Origin of the sequence: Pseudomonas sp. FP1742 (genome assembly GCF_030687145.1) — a bacterium.
Lineage (GTDB): Bacteria > Pseudomonadota > Gammaproteobacteria > Pseudomonadales > Pseudomonadaceae > Aquipseudomonas > Aquipseudomonas frederiksbergensis_D.
The window spans coordinates 916,444-933,410 of record NZ_CP117460.1 but is presented as its reverse complement, the minus strand read 5'-3'; the positions used below and the strand labels follow the sequence as shown (position 1 = coordinate 933,410).

Below are 16,967 nucleotides of genomic sequence, written 5' to 3'. Positions count from 1 at the left end.
TGCGCGAGTTAGAGGCTGCGAGCAACCTGAACCTTCTCGAAGACTTCGATCTTGTCACCGACCTTGACGTCGTTGTAGCTCTTCACGCCGATACCGCATTCCATGCCGGCACGTACTTCGGAAGCGTCATCCTTGAAGCGGCGCAAGGATTCCAGCTCGCCTTCGAAGATAACGATGTCTTCACGCAGTACACGGATTGGACGGTTACGGTGAACAACACCTTCGATAACCATGCAACCGGCGATCGCGCCAAACTTCGGCGAACGGAACACGTCACGCACTTCAGCGGTACCCAGGATGTTCTCGCGAACATCGCTGCCCAACATACCGGTGAGGGCTTTCTTGACGTCTTCGATGATGTCGTAGATCACGTTGTAGTAACGCATATCCAGACCTTCCTGCTCGACGATCTTGCGAGCGCCTGCATCGGCACGCACGTTGAAGCCGAACAGTACAGCGTTGGAGGCCAGTGCCAGGTTGGCGTCGGACTCGGTGATACCACCGACACCGCCACCGACCACACGCACTTGCACTTCGTCGTTACCCAGGCCGTTCAAGGCACCGTTCAACGCTTCCAGCGAACCACGGACGTCGGATTTGAGGACGATGTTGAGCGTCTTCTTCTCTTCCTGACCCATGTTCTCGAAGATGTTTTCAAGCTTGCCAGCGTGAGCACGGGCCAGTTTGACTTCGCGGAACTTACCTTGACGGAACAGAGCCACTTCACGGGCTTTCTTCTCGTCGGCCACCACGCTCATCTCGTCGCCAGCGTCCGGGGTACCGTCCAGGCCGAGGATCTCGACAGGGATGGAAGGACCGGCTTCCTTGATTGGCTTGCCGTTCTCGTCGAGCATGGCGCGAACGCGGCCATAGTTCGAACCGACCAGCACCATGTCGCCCTGGCGCAGGGTACCGTCTTGAACCAGAACGGTAGCAACCGGGCCACGACCTTTGTCGAGACGCGATTCAACCACAACACCACGACCAGGGGCCGATGGGGTCGCTTTCAGTTCGAGAACTTCGGCTTGCAGCAGAACAGCTTCGAGCAACTCGTCCACGCCGGTACCGACTTTCGCCGAAACCGATACGAACGGGGTGTCGCCGCCCCACTCTTCCGAAGTCACGCCGTGAACCGACAATTCGCTACGGATGCGATCGAGATCGGCGCCCGGCTTGTCGATTTTGTTCACTGCAACAACCAGAGGTACGCCAGCCGCCTGAGCGTGCTGAACAGCTTCAACGGTCTGCGGCATTACGCCGTCGTCCGCTGCAACCACCAGGATCACGATGTCGGTCGCCTTGGCACCACGGGCACGCATGGCGGTAAACGCAGCGTGACCAGGGGTGTCGAGGAAGGTGACCATGCCGCGTTCGGTTTCAACGTGGTACGCACCGATGTGCTGGGTAATACCACCGGCTTCGCCAGCAGCTACCTTGGCACGACGGATGTAGTCAAGCAGCGAGGTCTTACCGTGGTCAACGTGACCCATTACGGTCACAACCGGTGCACGGGAGAACGCTTCACCTTCAAACTTCAGGGACTCGGCCAGGGAATCTTCCAGGGCGGTGTCGCTGACCAGGGTCACTTTGTGGCCCAGCTCTTCGGCAACCAGTTGGGCAGTTTCCTGATCCAGTACCTGGTTGATGGTCGCCGGGGTACCCAGTTTGAACATGAACTTGATGATTTCAGCAGCCTTGACCGACATCTGCTGGGCGAGATCGCCAACAGTGATGGTCTCGCCGATCTTCACTTCGCGCACAACAGGGCCGGTTGGGCTCTGGAAACCGTGGGCGTTGCGTTTCTTCAGCTTGGCTTTGCCACGACCACCACGACGGAAGCCATCGCTTTCTTCGTCGGTAGTGCGTGGCGCAACGCGTGGAGCAGGCGCTTTTTCCTTGACCGAAGCACGATGCGGAGCGTTTTTGCGCTCGCCATCGCCACTGCCACGACGATTGCTATCGTCGGCACGTGGTTTGTCCGGACGACGCTGCTCATCGCGTTTGCGAGTGTCGGCGGCAGGTGCTGGAGCAGCGGCCACTACCGGCGCGCTTTCACGCACTGGCTCGGCAACTGCAGCAGGTGCTGCGACAGCGTCGTTAGTAGCGGTTTGCGCAGCAGCAGGCTGGCGACGCGCTTCTTCTTCGGCGCGACGCTTGGCTTCTTCTTCAGCCTTCTGACGTGCAGCATTTTCTACTGCGCGACGTTCTTCCAGTTCGCGTTTGCGCTCGGCTTCGATTTCTTCCGGGCTGCGTTGCACGAAGACTTTCTTCTTGCGTACTTCAACGCTGATACTTTTGCTGCCAGCAACACGCAGGGTGCTGGTGGTTTTACGCTGCAGCGTGATCTTGCGTGGTTCTTCCACTTTCGCCTTGTGGCTGCTTTTCAAGTGAGTCAGCAAAGATTGCTTCTCACTGTCAGTCACATGTTCTTCGGCGGCGGTGTGCGGCAGACCTGCCTCACGCATCTGCTGCAACAGGCGCTCTACCGGTGTTTTGACCTCATCGGCCAGTTGTTTCACCGTGACTTGCGTCATGCACTTCTCTCCTCAGGCCGCGCCTAATTACTCGAACCAGTGGGCTCGGGCGGCCATGATCAACTTGCCGGCACGATCATCGTCAATGCCGTCGATGTCGAGCAGGTCGTCAATAGACTGCTCGGCCAGGTCTTCGCGGGTAATTACGCCGCGCACCGCCAGTTCCATCGCCAAATCCTTGTCCATGCCCTCAAGCGAGAGCAGGTCTTCGGCCGGATGGGCGTCTGCCAGCTTTTCCTCAGTAGCGATGGCTTTGGTCAACAAACGATCCTTGGCGCGAGCGCGAAGCTCGTTGACGGTTTCTTCGTCAAAGCCGTCGATGTTGAGCATTTCTTCCAACGGTACGTAGGCAATCTCTTCCAGGCTGGTGAAACCTTCATCTACCAGCACCTGTGCCAGGTCTTCGTCGACTTCCAGCTCGTCGATGAAGTTGCGCAGGATATCGCCGGTTTCTGCTTGCTGCTTAGCCTGGATGTCCGATTCGGTCATCACGTTCAGGGTCCAGCCAGTCAACTGGCTAGCCAGACGCACGTTCTGACCACCGCGACCGATGGCCTGAGCCAGATTGTCTGCGCCAACGGCGATGTCCATTGCATGGGCATCTTCGTCAACGATAATTGCCGCCACTTCAGCCGGCGACATTGCATTGATCACAAACTGAGCCGGGTTATCGTCCCACAGGACGATATCCACACGCTCACCACCCAACTCGCCGGACACTGCCTGGACACGCGAACCGCGCATACCGATGCAAGCGCCTTGCGGGTCGATGCGTTTGTCCTTGGAGCGGACCGCGATCTTGGCGCGCGAACCCGGATCACGGGACGCTGCCATTACTTCGATCAGGCCTTCAGCGATTTCCGGCACTTCGATGCGGAACAACTCGATCAGCATTTCCGGCGCGGTACGCGACAGGATCAGCTGCGGGCCGCGGTTCTCGGTGCGGATTTCCTTGAGCAGCGCACGCAGGCGCACGCCAACCCGGAAGGTTTCGCGGGAGATGATGTCTTCACGAGCCAGCAACGCTTCAGCGTTGTTGCCCAAATCGACGATCACGTTGTCGCGGGTAACTTTCTTCACGGTGCCGGAGATGATTTCTCCCAGGCGCTCGCGATAGGCGTCAACGACTTGAGCACGCTCGGCTTCGCGAACTTTCTGCACGATGACTTGCTTGGCAGTCTGTGCAGCAATGCGGCCGAACTCGATGGATTCGATTTTTTCTTCGACAATGTCACCGACCTTGGCGCCAGGATGCGTTTGCGCAACCTTGCTCGGCCAGGTTTCGATAGCCGGATCGTCCAGATCTGCTTCTTCGACGACCGTCCAGCGACGGAACGTCTCGTAAGCACCGGTGTGGCGATTGATTTCCACACGCAGATCGACTTCGTCCTCGAAACGCTTTTTGGTAGCAGTGGCCAGAGCCAGCTCCAGCGCTTCAAAAATTACGTTTGCCGGTACGCCCTTTTCATTGGATACCGACTCAACAACCAGCAGTACTTCTTTGCTCATCGTACGCCTCGCCTTTCGCAAGCCATTGGATCCGCGGGATCCGCGTCTCAGTCAAAACTGGGAATAATGTTGGCCTTGTCGATCATATCGATCGGCAACAGGAACTCATGGTCTTCAACCTGCACCACGACGTCCTGCTCTTCTACACCGCGCAGAAGGCCCTGAAAGTTGCGTCGACCTTCAAAAGGCGAGCGCAGCTTGATCTTCACTTGTTCACCGGCAAATTTTGCAAACTGCTCAAGAGTGAACAGTGGGCGTTCCATGCCAGGCGAGGAAACTTCAAGGGTGTATTCAACGGAGATAGGATCTTCAACATCCAGTACACCGCTGATCTGGCGACTGACGATGGCACAATCATCCACCAGCACGCCGCCTTCTTTATCAATATAAACGCGCAACATTGAGTGGCGACCTTGAGCCGAAAACTCAATACCCCAGCATTCATAGCCCAGGGCCACGACCACCGGGGCCAGCAAGGCCTGCAACTCTTCTAGCTTGCTCGACACCTGAACCCCCTCGTGCATGTATGTGCATGCTATGCAAAATAAAAAAATGGGCGAAACGCCCATCCTTGAAACGCCGCCGAATAGCGGCGTTGAAAGTGTCCAGCTAACAAAAAGCCCCTTAAAAGGGGCTCCTTAAACTGGTTGCGGGGGCCGGATTTGAACCGACGACCTTCGGGTTATGAGCCCGACGAGCTACCAGACTGCTCCACCCCGCGACAAAGCTGGGGCGGAAGTATACGACCGATCCCTGACAGGGTCAATGTAACCTTCCACCTACAAGAAAGCCCGCAACTGCGGGCTCTCCTGATAATTGGTACCGAGAAGGGGACTCGAACCCCTACACCCTATGGGCACAACCACCTCAAGGTTGCGTGTCTACCAATTCCACCACCTCGGCAATACTACGTTTGAAACTCTTCTTACTTCTGCTCTTGAGCTGGAGGCACGTCAGTCGCTGGAGTAGCCGACTTTTGCTCTTGAAGCACCGGGACATCATCAGAAGCCGGTTGTTGCTTTGGAACTTCCAACACTGCCGGGTTTGGCAAACCTACTTGAGTCAGCTGGTGAGCCTTCTCTTTAGCAAAGTAACCTAACCCCAAGCTGGTCATGAAGAAACCGGCGGCAAGTATAGCAGTAAACTTACTAAGAAAGGTAGAGGAACCTTGGCTTCCGAACACAGTATTTGAAGCACCTGCTCCGAAAGATGCGCCAGCGTCCGCACCCTTACCCTGCTGCAGCAATACCAGAGCAACTACGCCCAATGCACCCAGCAGATGAAAAACGACTACGACTGTTTCCAGCATTTTTTCAGTTTCCCGCGGCGCGACAAATCGCACCGAACTCATCTGCATTCAGGGAAGCTCCACCAATGAGCCCCCCATCGATATCCGGCATGCCGAACAGTTCGACCGCATTGGCCGCCTTCACGCTGCCGCCGTATAGAAGCCGCACACCTTGTGCGACTTCAGAATTCTCTGCCGCCAACTGAGCGCGAATGGCTGCGTGCACATCCTGCGCCTGTTGCGGCGAAGCAGTCAGCCCGGTGCCAATGGCCCAGACCGGCTCGTAAGCGATTACTGCCTTTGCAAAAGCACCGACACCCAGCTCCTCGATGATGCTGCCCAGCTGACGCCCGACAACCTCAAGAGTTTTCCCGGCTTCGCGCTGCTCGAGGGTTTCCCCTACACACAACACCGGAATCAAGCCACATGCCTGTGCCGCTGCGAATTTGCGATTCAGCGTCCCGTCCAGCTCGCCCATTATCTGGCGACGCTCAGAGTGCCCGACAAGCACAAGGGAACAACCCGCATCCACCAACTGACTCGGCGAAACCTCACCTGTCAATGCACCCTGCCCGGATTCAATCGCAGAGTTCTGCGCGCCGACCGAAATCGACTTGCCTTCCAGGCCATCAATCACTTGATTGATATACAAGCAAGGCGGGAACACCGCGACATCAACACCGCTCGGCAAGGCCAGATGACGAAGGCCGTTGATCAGCTCAGCGACGCTGGCGCGGGTACCGTGCATCTTCCAGTTACCAGCTACCATAGGGCGACGCATGCTGTACCTCGTCGGTCAAAGTGGGCGCAGATGTTACCCAACACAATCATGGCTGGCAAGCCGAAATCAGGCAGAAACTTCAGTTACCAGTTTTGCCAGCTCTTCAGCGTAACCGCGAACCTGTATTTCGTCCTCGCCCTCGACCATGACCCGCACCAACGGCTCTGTCCCGGACTTGCGCAACAGCACACGGCCACGCCCCGCCATCTCTTGGGTAACACGGTCACTGGCTTGCTTGACGGCCGGATGTTCGAGCGGGCTCGCGCCACCGCCGAATCGCACGTTAATCAGGACCTGAGGGCACTTGCGCAACGCCTGACGCGACTGAGCCAGGCCTTCCGCGCGCCGCTTCAGCGCCATCAGTACCTGCAACGCCGCAATGATCGCATCACCGGTAGTGGTATGACTGAAGCAGACAATGTGCCCTGAGTTTTCACCACCCACCATCCAATCGCGCTCCAGCAACTCGGAGATCACGTAACGGTCGCCAACATTGGCTCGCACAAAAGGAATTGCCAGATCCGCCAGGGCCAATTCCAACCCCAGGTTACTCATCAGCGTACCGACCACCCCCCCCTGCAACTTGCCGCGCTCCTGCAGATCGCGAGCAATGATGAACAGCAACTCATCGCCATCGACAACCGCACCGGTATGATCAACCATCTGAACCCGGTCACCATCACCGTCAAAGGCAATACCCAAATCGGCGTGCTCGGCCAGTACGGCCGCTTGCAGCGGCGCCATATGGGTAGAACCGCAATTGTCATTGATGTTCAGGCCGTTCGGGTGAGCGGAAAGCACAACGACATCAGCCCCCAACTCACGGAACACACTAGGCGCCACTTTATAGGTCGCGCCATGGGCACAATCGAGCACGATCTTCAGACCGGCAAAACTGGTGCCGGTCGGAACGCTGCTCTTGCAGAATTCGATATAGCGGCCCGAGGCATCGTTGATTCGCGATACCTTGCCGATCTTGCTCGACTCAACCACCGTCATCGGGGTATCGAGCAACTCTTCGATCATCAGCTCGACTTCATCCGGAAGCTTGGTGCCCTTTCCAGAGAAAAACTTGATGCCGTTGTCATCATGGGGGTTATGCGAAGCGCTGATCACGATGCCGGCTTCGGCATGAAAGGTACGTGTCAGATAGGCGATGGCCGGTGTCGGCATCGGCCCCAGCAGCATTACATCAGCACCTGCCGATGTCAGCCCGGCCTCAAGCGCCGATTCGAACATGTAACCGGAGATCCGGGTGTCCTTGCCCACGAGCACCTTGCAGGCACCCATGCTGCGAAATGCCATGCCTGCCGCCCAGCCAAGCTTGAGCATGAAATCAGGAGTGATGGGATATTCACCGACCCGACCACGAATGCCGTCGGTGCCAAAGTATTTTTTACTCATAATTACTCCATCATTCTTATTCGGCTGACTCTACGGCGGCAATCATCCGCACCACATCAACTGTTTCCGCAACATCATGGACGCGCAATATACGCGCACCTTTGACCAAAGCCAGCGCTGCAAGTGCCAGACCGCCATGCAGACGCTCTCCCACCGGCCGATTCAAGGCCTGCCCGATCATGCTCTTTCGCGAAACCCCGACCAACAAGGGCCGCCCCAAGGCATGCAAGGCCTCCATATGCTTGAACAAGCTCAGGTTGTGCTGCAAGGTTTTCGCGAAGCCGAAGCCCGGATCGAGAATGATCCGCTCGGCAGGGATACCCACCGCTGCACACTGAACCATACGCTCGGCAAGAAACTCGCCGACCTCTTTCGTAACATCCTGATACTGCGGATTGTCCTGCATGTCGCCCGGCTCACCGAGCATATGCATCAGGCACACCGGCAAACCGGTGGCCGCCGCGGCATCCAGAGCACCGTCGCGACGCAACGAGCGCACATCATTGATCAACCCCGCGCCCAGCCTTGCGGTTTCACGCATGACGGCAGGCGTGGAGGTATCGACCGAGATAATCACATCCAGTTCGCGACTGATGCGCTCAACGATAGGCGCTACGCGCTCGAGCTCTTCAAGTGGCGAAACAGCCCTGGCGCCGGGCCGGGTCGATTCGCCACCGACGTCGATCAGCGTCGCGCCGGCCGCCACCATCGCCTCGGCGTGGCGCAGGGCCGCGTCCAGCTGGCTGTATCGGCCACCATCGGAAAAAGAATCGGGAGTGACATTGAGAATGCCCATGACATGCGTCTGGGCCAAATCAAGAACCCGGTTGCCGCAAGGCAACCGGGTCGAGGACTGAACAGAAGTCATTTCAAACCTTAAACGTCAGCAGCCGGACCGCCGATAGGTGTTTCCGGACGCCCGTCCTGCACCACCGGAGGCGTGCCGGAAGTATCGCTGCCACCAGACCAGTCGCGAGGTTCGCGAGGCGTACGACCCGCCATGATGTCATCGATCTGATCGGCATCGATCGTCTCGTACTTCATCAGGGCATCAGCCATGGCATCGAGCTTGTCACGGTTATCCGTGAGGATCTGCTTGGCCGTGCCGTAGCACTGGTCAATGATGCTGCGCACTTCAGAGTCGATCAGCTTGGCCGTCTCACCGGAGAAGCTTGCATGCTGACCACCGCCGCCACGACCGAGGAACACTTCGCCCTCTTCTTCGGCGTACATCAATGGACCGAGTTTTTCCGACAAGCCCCATTTGGTCACCATGTTTCGTGCTATCTGGCTGGCACGCATGATGTCGTTGGATGCACCGGTAGTGACGCCGTCGAAGCCCAAGGTCATCTCTTCAGCAATACGGCCGCCGTACAGCGAGCAGATCTGGCTGATCAGTGCACGCTTGGACAGGCTATAGCGATCTTCTTCCGGCAGGAACATGGTCACACCAAGCGCACGACCGCGCGGAATGATCGACACCTTGTAGACCGGATCATGCTCAGGCACGACGCGACCGACGATTGCGTGGCCGGCTTCGTGATAAGCAGTGTTCTGCTTCTCTTTCTCGGACATGACCATGGATTTGCGCTCGGCACCCATCATGATCTTGTCTTTGGCCAACTCAAACTCTTTCATCTCGACGATGCGCTTGCCGGCACGGGCCGCGAACAACGAAGCCTCGTTCACCAGGTTGGCCAGGTCGGCACCGGAGAAACCAGGTGTACCACGAGCGATCACGGCCGGAGCGACGTCGTCACCCATTGGCACTTTGCGCATGTGGACCTTGAGAATCTGCTCGCGACCACGGATATCCGGCAGGCCGACCACGACCTGACGGTCGAAACGGCCCGGACGCAGCAATGCCGGGTCAAGCACGTCGGGACGGTTGGTCGCGGCAATGACGATGATGCCGTCATTCATCTCGAAACCATCCATCTCCACGAGCAACTGGTTAAGTGTTTGCTCACGCTCATCGTGACCGCCACCCATCCCGGCACCACGGTGGCGACCGACGGCGTCGATTTCATCGATGAAGATGATGCATGGCGCGTGCTTCTTCGCCTGCTCGAACATGTCGCGAACACGACTGGCACCGACACCGACGAACATTTCGACGAAATCGGAACCGGAAATAGTGAAGAACGGCACCTTGGCTTCGCCGGCAATCGCCTTGGCCAGCAAGGTTTTACCGGTACCCGGAGGCCCCACCATCAGCACGCCGCGAGGAATACGACCGCCCAGGCGCTGGAACTTGCCCGGATCACGCAGGAATTCGACCAGTTCACCGACTTCTTCCTTGGCCTCATCACACCCGGCAACGTCAGCCAGGGTGGTTTTCACCTGATCTTCAGAGAGTAGGCGCGCCTTGCTCTTGCCGAAACTCATCGGCCCGCCCTTGCCACCGGCACCGCCCTGCATCTGCCGCATGAAGAACATGAAGACGGCGATGATCACCAGGATCGGGAAGCTTGCGACCAGAAGCTGGGTCCAGATGCTTTGCTGCTCAGGCTGCTTGCCTTCGACTACAACGTGGTTATCCACGAGGTCGCCGATCAGACCGTTGTCCTGGATTGCCGGACGAATGGTCTTGAAACTGTCGCCATCGTTGCGCTTGCCGGTAATCACGTAGCCATCAACCGCTACGCGCTCGACCTTGCCATCCTTGACCTGCTGGATGAAGTCGGAATAGTTGAGGGTCTGCGGCTCGTTAGGGCTGGAGAAGTTGTTCATCACCGTCACCAGGACAGCCGCGATGATCAACCACAGGATCAGATTCTTTGCCATATCGTTCAATTAACTACCCTCTGAAGCAAGCTCCGCTAATGGCGCGCGCTTCGCATGATATTCACCGGCCTAACTTACTACATTACCTACGGCTCTGGCAGGCGCCGTCTGTAACCCTTTGTGAAACACTTTCTACACAATATTCGCTAATGCTCACGGGGCGAAATGCGAAAAACCTATCGCCCCGCCAAAAAACCTCGCTTTACTCACTACGCCCGCGGTAACCCCAAGCCAGCATGTATTGCTCGCGGGAACTGTCACGGGAAGAGTCTGGCTTGATCATCTGGATCTTGTCGAATTTCCGACGAGCATCCTTCAGGTAAACATCAAACCCTTCGCCCTGAAAAATCTTGATCACAAAATTACCACCCGGCTTGAGTATCCGTTCCGCCAAATCAAGCGCCAGCTCGCAAAGAAACATGGCTTTTGGCATGTCCACTTCAGGCGTACCACTCATATTGGGGGCCATATCGGAAATCACAAGGTCCACCTGCGAATTACCCACAGCTTCAAGGATCCGCGTGAGCACTTCGTCCTCGGTGAAGTCCCCCTGAATGAAAGTCACGTCCGGAATGCTGTCCATTTCCAGAATGTCCGAGGCGATCAGACGCCCCTGACCACCAATCAGACGGCTAGTCACCTGCGACCACCCCCCGGGCGCCGCACCCAGGTCGACAACGCTCATGCCGGGACGGATCAGCTTGTATTTCTCCTGGACCTCCAGAAGTTTGTAACTCGCACGCGAGCGGTAGCCATCCTTCTGCGCCTGCTTCACATAGGGATCGTTGACATGTCTTTTCAGCCAACCAAGGCTTGTCTTGGAACGCGCCATTGGGCACCTCGATGATAAGGGTCGTGATTAATTGGGCGGATCCACGAGCCCTCGGGTAAAATGGCCGCCATTTTACAGAATCCAGACGAAAGGGTCAGATTATGCCGCTCACTCAAGAGCAGAAGAAACAGTACAAGTCCATTGGCCACCATCTGAAACCAGTTTTGATTGTGGCCGACAACGGCTTGACTGAAGGTGTGTTAGCCGAACTTGAACGCGCTTTGGCGGATCACGAGCTGATCAAAATCAAGCTCAACATCCTCGATCGCGAATCACGCCTGGCGAGCATTGCAGAACTGTGCAAGGTCGGCAAAGCGGATCTGGTTCAGGTCATCGGCAAGATGGCACTGATTTACCGCAAGAACTTCAGTGTCAACAAGCAGCTGTCGAACGTCCATCGTTTCAAGTGATGGCAAGTGTCAAGGGTGTGCCTGGCGCACCCTGATACTCCATCCCGGCACCGGCTGCATCACCAGCACCAGCCCGGAAAAGCCCAGAACAAGATAGCTGAACAACTGCCAGTGCAACGCCTGCGGCCAACCGAAGCGTACGGCGAAATACATCGCACACCCATACAGCGCCATCAGCAGCAGTTGCCCGCGAATATCGCGCCATAGACTGGCAAGGCCCTCGGCCTGAACCAGCACCAAAGCCTGAAAAACCACACACACTGCGGCAAACCCCACCATCAGTGCATTCAGCATGCCTGCAATTTCGTCGATCAGCAGCGGCGCCAGACCTATTCGCCCCAGCACCGGCAGCAGACCGATGTGCAACAACCACAAGCCGCCAACCCAAAGCATCTGGGTCAGCTGCCAAAGCATGGCGCCCGCACGTAGCGGGCGCCTTCTTTCAGATGTGGCGAACTTCGACAATCTCATACTCGATAACGCCACCCGGCGTTTTGACCGCCACCACATCACCCTCTTCCTTGGCGATCAAGGCACGGGCGATCGGCGAACCGACGGAGATCTTGCCGAGCTTGATGTCTGCTTCATCCTCACCAACGATCTGGTAAGTCACGCTTTCATCGGTCTCGACATTGGCGATTTCGACGGTGGTGCCGAAAATCACCTTGCCGGTGTGCTCGATGGTCGTTACGTCGATGACCACAGCGTTTTGCATACGGCCTTCAATGTCACGAATCCGCGCCTCGACCATCCCCTGCTGCTCGCGAGCAGCGTGGTATTCGGCGTTTTCCTTCAAGTCACCCAACTCACGGGCCGTACCGATGTCCTGGCTGAGCTTCGGACGAACGACCTTGGTCAGATGAGCGTGTTCTTCTTCCAGGGCCTTGGCGCCCTTGACGGTCATTGGGTATTTGATCATGCCTTCAATCCTGCGTGTAGATCCTGCAAGCGGCGCACAGTCTTCTCGGGACCGAACTTCAGCGCTTCGCAGATAGCTTCGCCAGCAGCAATGGTAGTGGTGCAGTAGATCTTGTGCTGCAAGGCATTACGACGAATGGAATAGGAATCGGCGATCGACTGACGACCTTCGGTGGTGTTGATGATCAGAGTGACTTCGTCATTCTTGATCATGTCGACCACGTGCGGACGACCCTCGGTCACCTTGTTCACACGACGCACTTTCAGACCTGCGGCTTCGATCAGCTTGGCAGTACCGGCAGTGGCGACCACTTCGAAGCCCAAGTTGATCAGATCACGGGCCACGCCTGCAACCAGTGGCTTGTCATCGTCACGCACGCTGATGAATGCGGTGCCGCCGGTCGGCAGCACTTCGCTGGCGCCCATCTGGGCTTTGGCAAAGGCTTCGCCGAAGGTGTCGCCCACGCCCATCACTTCACCGGTGGACTTCATCTCAGGGCCCAGGATCGGGTCCACGCCAGGGAATTTGGCGAATGGGAACACCGCCTCTTTCACGCTGTAGAAGTTCGGAATGATTTCTTTGGTGAAACCGATTTCCTTCAGGGTTTTACCGGCCATCACGCGAGCCGCGACCATCGCCAGGGACACACCGATGCACTTGGAGACGAACGGTACGGTACGGGATGCGCGCGGGTTGACTTCGATGACGTAGATGTCTTCGCCTTGCAGCGCCAACTGCACGTTCATCAGGCCGACAACGCCCAGTTCCAGGGCCATTTTCTTGACCTGTTCGCGCATCTCGTCCTGGATATGTGCAGGCAGCGAGTACGGCGGCAGGGAGCATGCGGAGTCACCGGAGTGAACGCCGGCCTGCTCAATGTGCTGCATGATCGCGCCGATCACCACGTCGGTACCGTCGCAGACCGCATCCACGTCCATTTCGATCGCGCAGTTGAGGAAGTGGTCCAGCAGCACCGGGCTGTCGTTGGACACTTGAACCGCTTCACGCAGGTAGCGCTTGAGTTCTTCTTCTTCGTAAACGATTTCCATCGCGCGGCCGCCCAGTACGTAGGACGGGCGAACCACCAGCGGGTAACCGATCTTGGCGGCGGCACGAATCGCTTCGTCTTCGCTGCGCACGGTGGCGTTAGGCGGCTGACGCAGGTTCAGACGCTCAACCATCTGCTGGAAGCGCTCACGGTCTTCGGCGCGGTCGATGGCGTCAGGGCTGGTGCCGATGATTGGCACGCCGGCGGCTTCCAGGGCACGGGCCAGTTTCAGCGGGGTCTGACCGCCGTACTGAACGATCACGCCTTTTGGCTTCTCGACGCGGACGATTTCCAGAACGTCTTCCAGGGTCACTGGTTCGAAGTACAGACGATCGGAGGTGTCGTAGTCGGTGGAAACGGTTTCCGGGTTGCAGTTGACCATGATGGTCTCGTACCCGTCATCGCGCAGGGCCAGTGCTGCGTGTACACAGCAATAGTCGAACTCGATGCCCTGGCCGATGCGGTTTGGACCGCCACCCAGGATCATGATCTTGTCGCGACCCGACGGCGCGGCTTCGCACTCTTCCTCGTAAGTCGAGTACAGGTACGCGGTGTCGGTGGCGAACTCGGCGGCGCAGGTGTCGACGCGCTTGTAGACCGGGAACACTTCCAGCTTGTGACGATGGGTACGCAGGTTTTTCTCGGTGACGCCCAGCAGCTTGGCCAGACGTTGATCGGAGAAGCCTTTACGCTTGAGGCGGAACATCAGGTCGCGGTCGATAGCGGACAGACCCAGGGTCTTGACCTTCTCTTCTTCCTTGATCAGATCTTCGATCTGCACCAGGAACCACGGGTCGATCATGTTCATGCCGAAAATATCTTCGACCGACAGACCGGCGCGGAACGCGTCAGCCACGTACCAGATACGCTCGGCGCCCGGCACGGTCAGTTCGCGCTTGAGGATGCTCATGCTTTCCGGGTTGCTCAGGTCGAGCTTCTCGTCCAGACCGCAAACACCCACTTCCAGACCGCGCAGGGCTTTCTGCAGGGATTCCTGGAAGGTCCGGCCGATGGCCATGACTTCACCGACCGACTTCATTTGAGTGGTCAGGCGTGCGTCGGCTTTCGGGAATTTCTCGAAGGCGAAGCGTGGCAGCTTGGTGACGACGTAGTCGATGGACGGCTCGAAGGATGCCGGGGTCTTGCCGCCGGTGATGTCGTTCGACAGCTCGTCGAGGGTGTAACCGACGGCCAGTTTCGCCGCGACCTTGGCGATCGGGAAACCGGTGGCTTTCGATGCCAGGGCCGAGGAACGGGATACCCGCGGGTTCATCTCGATGACCACCATCCGGCCAGTGTTCGGGCAAATGCCGAACTGGACGTTGGAGCCGCCGGTTTCCACGCCGATCTCGCGCAGTACCGCCAGGGAGGCGTTACGCAGGATCTGGTATTCCTTGTCGGTCAGGGTCTGTGCCGGTGCAACCGTGATCGAGTCACCGGTGTGCACGCCCATCGGGTCGAAGTTTTCGATGGAGCAGACGATGATGCAGTTGTCCTTTTTATCGCGGACAACTTCCATCTCGTATTCTTTCCAGCCGATCAGCGATTCGTCGATCAGCAGTTCTTTGGTCGGCGACAGGTCCAGACCGCGGGCGCAGATTTCTTCGAACTCTTCACGGTTGTAAGCGATACCGCCACCGGTGCCGCCCATGGTGAAAGACGGACGGATGATGCACGGGAAGCCCAGGCGATCGAGAACCGCGTTGGCCTCTTCCATGCTGTGGGCGATACCCGAACGCGGGCAGTCCAGACCGATGGATTTCATCGCCTTGTCGAAGCGCGAACGGTCTTCGGCCTTGTCGATGGTGTCAGCGTTGGCACCGATCATTTCTACGCCGAACTTCTCCAGAACGCCTTCGCGCTCCAGGTCCAGGGCGCAGTTCAGGGCAGTCTGGCCACCCATGGTCGGCAGCAGTGCGTCCGGACGCTCTTTCTCGATGATCTTGGCAACGGTCTGCCACTTGATCGGTTCGATGTAGGTGGCGTCGGCCATGGCCGGGTCGGTCATGATGGTCGCCGGGTTGGAGTTCACCAGGATGACGCGGTAACCCTCCTCGCGCAGGGCTTTACAGGCCTGGGCGCCGGAGTAGTCGAATTCGCAGGCCTGGCCGATCACGATCGGGCCAGCGCCGAGAATCAGGATGCTTTTAATGTCTGTACGTTTTGGCATGGGTTGTCACTCAAATCCGCAGGTCAGTCGGCAAGCCGTCTTGTTCAATCTCTGAAGCCTTGAGGGGGCCGCCGGTTTCGGGACCGCCCCCAGGCTTCGCTACATCAGGGCGAGCGATTAGCGTCGCTTGGCCATTTCGTTGATGAAGCGATCGAACAATGGCGCTACGTCGTTCGGGCCAGGGCTGGCTTCAGGGTGACCCTGGAAGCTGAAGGCGCTCTTGTCGGTACGCTCGATGCCTTGCAGGGTGCCGTCGAACAGCGATTTGTGGATCGCCCGAACGTTGCCTGGCAGGGTCGCTTCGTCTACCGCAAAACCGTGGTTCTGGCTGGTGATCATCACCACACCGCTGTCCAGATCCTGGACCGGGTGGTTGGCACCGTGGTGACCGTGGCCCATTTTCAGGGTCTTGGCGCCGGAGGCCAGAGCCAGCAGTTGGTGCCCGAGGCAGATGCCGAATACCGGAATCTCGGTTTCCAGCACGTCTTTAATCGCCTGGATCGCGTAGTCGCATGGCTCAGGGTCACCCGGGCCGTTGGACAGGAACACGCCGTCCGGCTTGAGAGCCAGAACTTCTGCAGCCGGGGTTTGCGCAGGCACAACGGTCACACGGCAACCGCGCTCGACCAGCATGCGCAGGATGTTCAGCTTGACGCCGTAGTCGTAGGCCACCACGTGGTATGGCAGATCGGAAGCGTCGATGGTCGCGTGGCTGTCGGTCTTCAAGTCCCAGACAGTCGAGCGCCACTCGTACTTCTCTTTGGTGCTGACGACTTTCGCCAGGTCCATGCCTTTGAGGCCAGGGAAGCCCTGGGCGGCGGCGATGGCGGCGGCTTCGGAGATGTTGTCACCGGCCATGATGCAGCCGTTCTGCGCGCCTTTCTCACGCAGGATGCGTGTCAGACGGCGAGTGTCGATACCGGCGATTGCCACGACATTGTTGGCTTTCAGGTAGTCGGACAGAGACATCGTGTTGCGCCAGTTGCTCGCAACCAGTGGCAGGTCACGGATGACCAGGCCAGCGGACCAGACGCGATCGGACTCGGCGTCTTCCGGCGTGGTGCCGGTGTTGCCGATGTGCGGGTAAGTCAGGGTAACGATCTGTTGGGCGTAGGAAGGATCGGTAAGGATTTCCTGATAGCCGGTCATTGCGGTGTTGAACACCACCTCACCAACGGTTTGACCGTCGGCTCCAATGGCTTCGCCGCGAAAAATGCTGCCATCAGCAAGGGCGAGTATGGCTGGCTTAGTCAAGAAGACCTCCCGTAAATAAAGCCTGAAAGGG

General features: G+C 58.0%; 14 protein-coding genes and 2 tRNA genes. 1 reads left to right on the top strand and 15 read right to left on the bottom strand.

The window, feature by feature from the left end; translation table 11 throughout:
- Positions 1–8 precede the first annotated feature (8 nt).
- The 11 genes from infB to rlmE all read right to left on the bottom strand — a co-directional run bounded on the left by infB (position 9) and on the right by rlmE (position 11,135).
- On the bottom strand, positions 9–2,534 hold the full coding sequence (gene infB / locus PSH64_RS04025) for a translation initiation factor IF-2 (RefSeq protein ID WP_105340010.1): 2,526 nt from the start codon (positions 2,532–2,534) through the stop codon (positions 9–11).
- A 27-nt stretch (positions 2,535–2,561) separates the two neighbouring features.
- On the bottom strand, positions 2,562–4,043 hold the full coding sequence (gene nusA / locus PSH64_RS04020) for a transcription termination factor NusA (RefSeq protein WP_105340009.1): 1,482 nt from the start codon (positions 4,041–4,043) through the stop codon (positions 2,562–2,564).
- Between the two features lie 47 nt (positions 4,044–4,090).
- Positions 4,091–4,549, bottom strand: a complete 459-nt coding sequence (rimP, locus tag PSH64_RS04015) for a ribosome maturation factor RimP (RefSeq protein WP_007973115.1) — start codon at positions 4,547–4,549, stop codon at positions 4,091–4,093.
- A gap of 138 nt (positions 4,550–4,687) precedes the next feature.
- Positions 4,688–4,764: transfer RNA gene (locus PSH64_RS04010), tRNA-Met, on the bottom strand.
- Positions 4,765–4,860: 96 nt separating this feature from the next.
- Positions 4,861–4,946 (bottom strand) — tRNA-Leu (locus tag PSH64_RS04005).
- Positions 4,947–4,968: 22 nt separating this feature from the next.
- A complete protein-coding gene (secG, locus tag PSH64_RS04000) occupies positions 4,969–5,352 on the bottom strand; it encodes a preprotein translocase subunit SecG (protein ID WP_033063466.1) in 384 nt (127 codons plus the stop codon).
- 4 nt (positions 5,353–5,356) lie between these two features.
- Positions 5,357–6,112 carry a triose-phosphate isomerase gene (gene tpiA / locus PSH64_RS03995; RefSeq protein WP_105340008.1) on the bottom strand — a complete coding sequence of 252 codons (756 nt, stop codon included), beginning with the start codon at positions 6,110–6,112 and terminating at the stop codon, positions 5,357–5,359.
- 66 nt (positions 6,113–6,178) lie between these two features.
- Positions 6,179–7,516: a phosphoglucosamine mutase gene (gene glmM, locus PSH64_RS03990; protein WP_105340007.1), complete on the bottom strand. Its 1,338-nt coding sequence runs from the start codon at positions 7,514–7,516 to the stop codon at positions 6,179–6,181.
- Positions 7,517–7,532: 16 nt separating this feature from the next.
- Positions 7,533–8,384 carry a dihydropteroate synthase gene (gene folP / locus PSH64_RS03985; RefSeq protein ID WP_105340006.1) on the bottom strand — a complete coding sequence of 284 codons (852 nt, stop codon included), beginning with the start codon at positions 8,382–8,384 and terminating at the stop codon, positions 7,533–7,535.
- Between the two features lie 8 nt (positions 8,385–8,392).
- The gene (gene ftsH / locus PSH64_RS03980; protein WP_105340005.1) at positions 8,393–10,303 is read right to left on the bottom strand and encodes an ATP-dependent zinc metalloprotease FtsH; all 1,911 of its coding nucleotides are present in this window, start codon (positions 10,301–10,303) and stop codon (positions 8,393–8,395) included.
- Positions 10,304–10,505: 202 nt separating this feature from the next.
- A complete protein-coding gene (gene rlmE / locus PSH64_RS03975; RefSeq protein ID WP_007933535.1) occupies positions 10,506–11,135 on the bottom strand; it encodes a 23S rRNA (uridine(2552)-2'-O)-methyltransferase RlmE in 630 nt (209 codons plus the stop codon).
- Positions 11,136–11,236: 101 nt separating this feature from the next.
- Between rlmE and PSH64_RS03970 the strand changes: the two genes are divergently transcribed.
- Positions 11,237–11,545, top strand: coding sequence for a YhbY family RNA-binding protein (locus tag PSH64_RS03970; RefSeq protein ID WP_007942889.1), 309 nt, complete (start codon positions 11,237–11,239; stop codon positions 11,543–11,545).
- A gap of 9 nt (positions 11,546–11,554) precedes the next feature.
- Here PSH64_RS03970 and PSH64_RS03965 read toward each other — a convergent pair whose 3' ends face one another.
- The 4 genes from PSH64_RS03965 to carA all read right to left on the bottom strand — a co-directional run bounded on the left by PSH64_RS03965 (position 11,555) and on the right by carA (position 16,936).
- Positions 11,555–11,959, bottom strand: coding sequence for an MFS transporter (locus PSH64_RS03965; protein WP_305480023.1), 405 nt, complete (start codon positions 11,957–11,959; stop codon positions 11,555–11,557).
- A gap of 28 nt (positions 11,960–11,987) precedes the next feature.
- Complete coding sequence (greA, locus tag PSH64_RS03960; RefSeq protein ID WP_018929481.1) at positions 11,988–12,464, bottom strand: transcription elongation factor GreA; 477 nt, start codon at positions 12,462–12,464, stop codon at positions 11,988–11,990.
- Positions 12,461–15,682, bottom strand: a complete 3,222-nt coding sequence (gene carB, locus PSH64_RS03955) for a carbamoyl-phosphate synthase large subunit (RefSeq protein ID WP_018929480.1) — start codon at positions 15,680–15,682, stop codon at positions 12,461–12,463. The genes greA and carB overlap by 4 nt, the downstream gene beginning before the upstream one ends.
- A gap of 117 nt (positions 15,683–15,799) precedes the next feature.
- Positions 15,800–16,936 (bottom strand): glutamine-hydrolyzing carbamoyl-phosphate synthase small subunit, encoded by a 1,137-nt coding sequence (gene carA / locus PSH64_RS03950; RefSeq protein ID WP_105340003.1) that lies wholly within the window; start codon positions 16,934–16,936, stop codon positions 15,800–15,802.
- Positions 16,937–16,967: the final 31 nt, after the last annotated feature.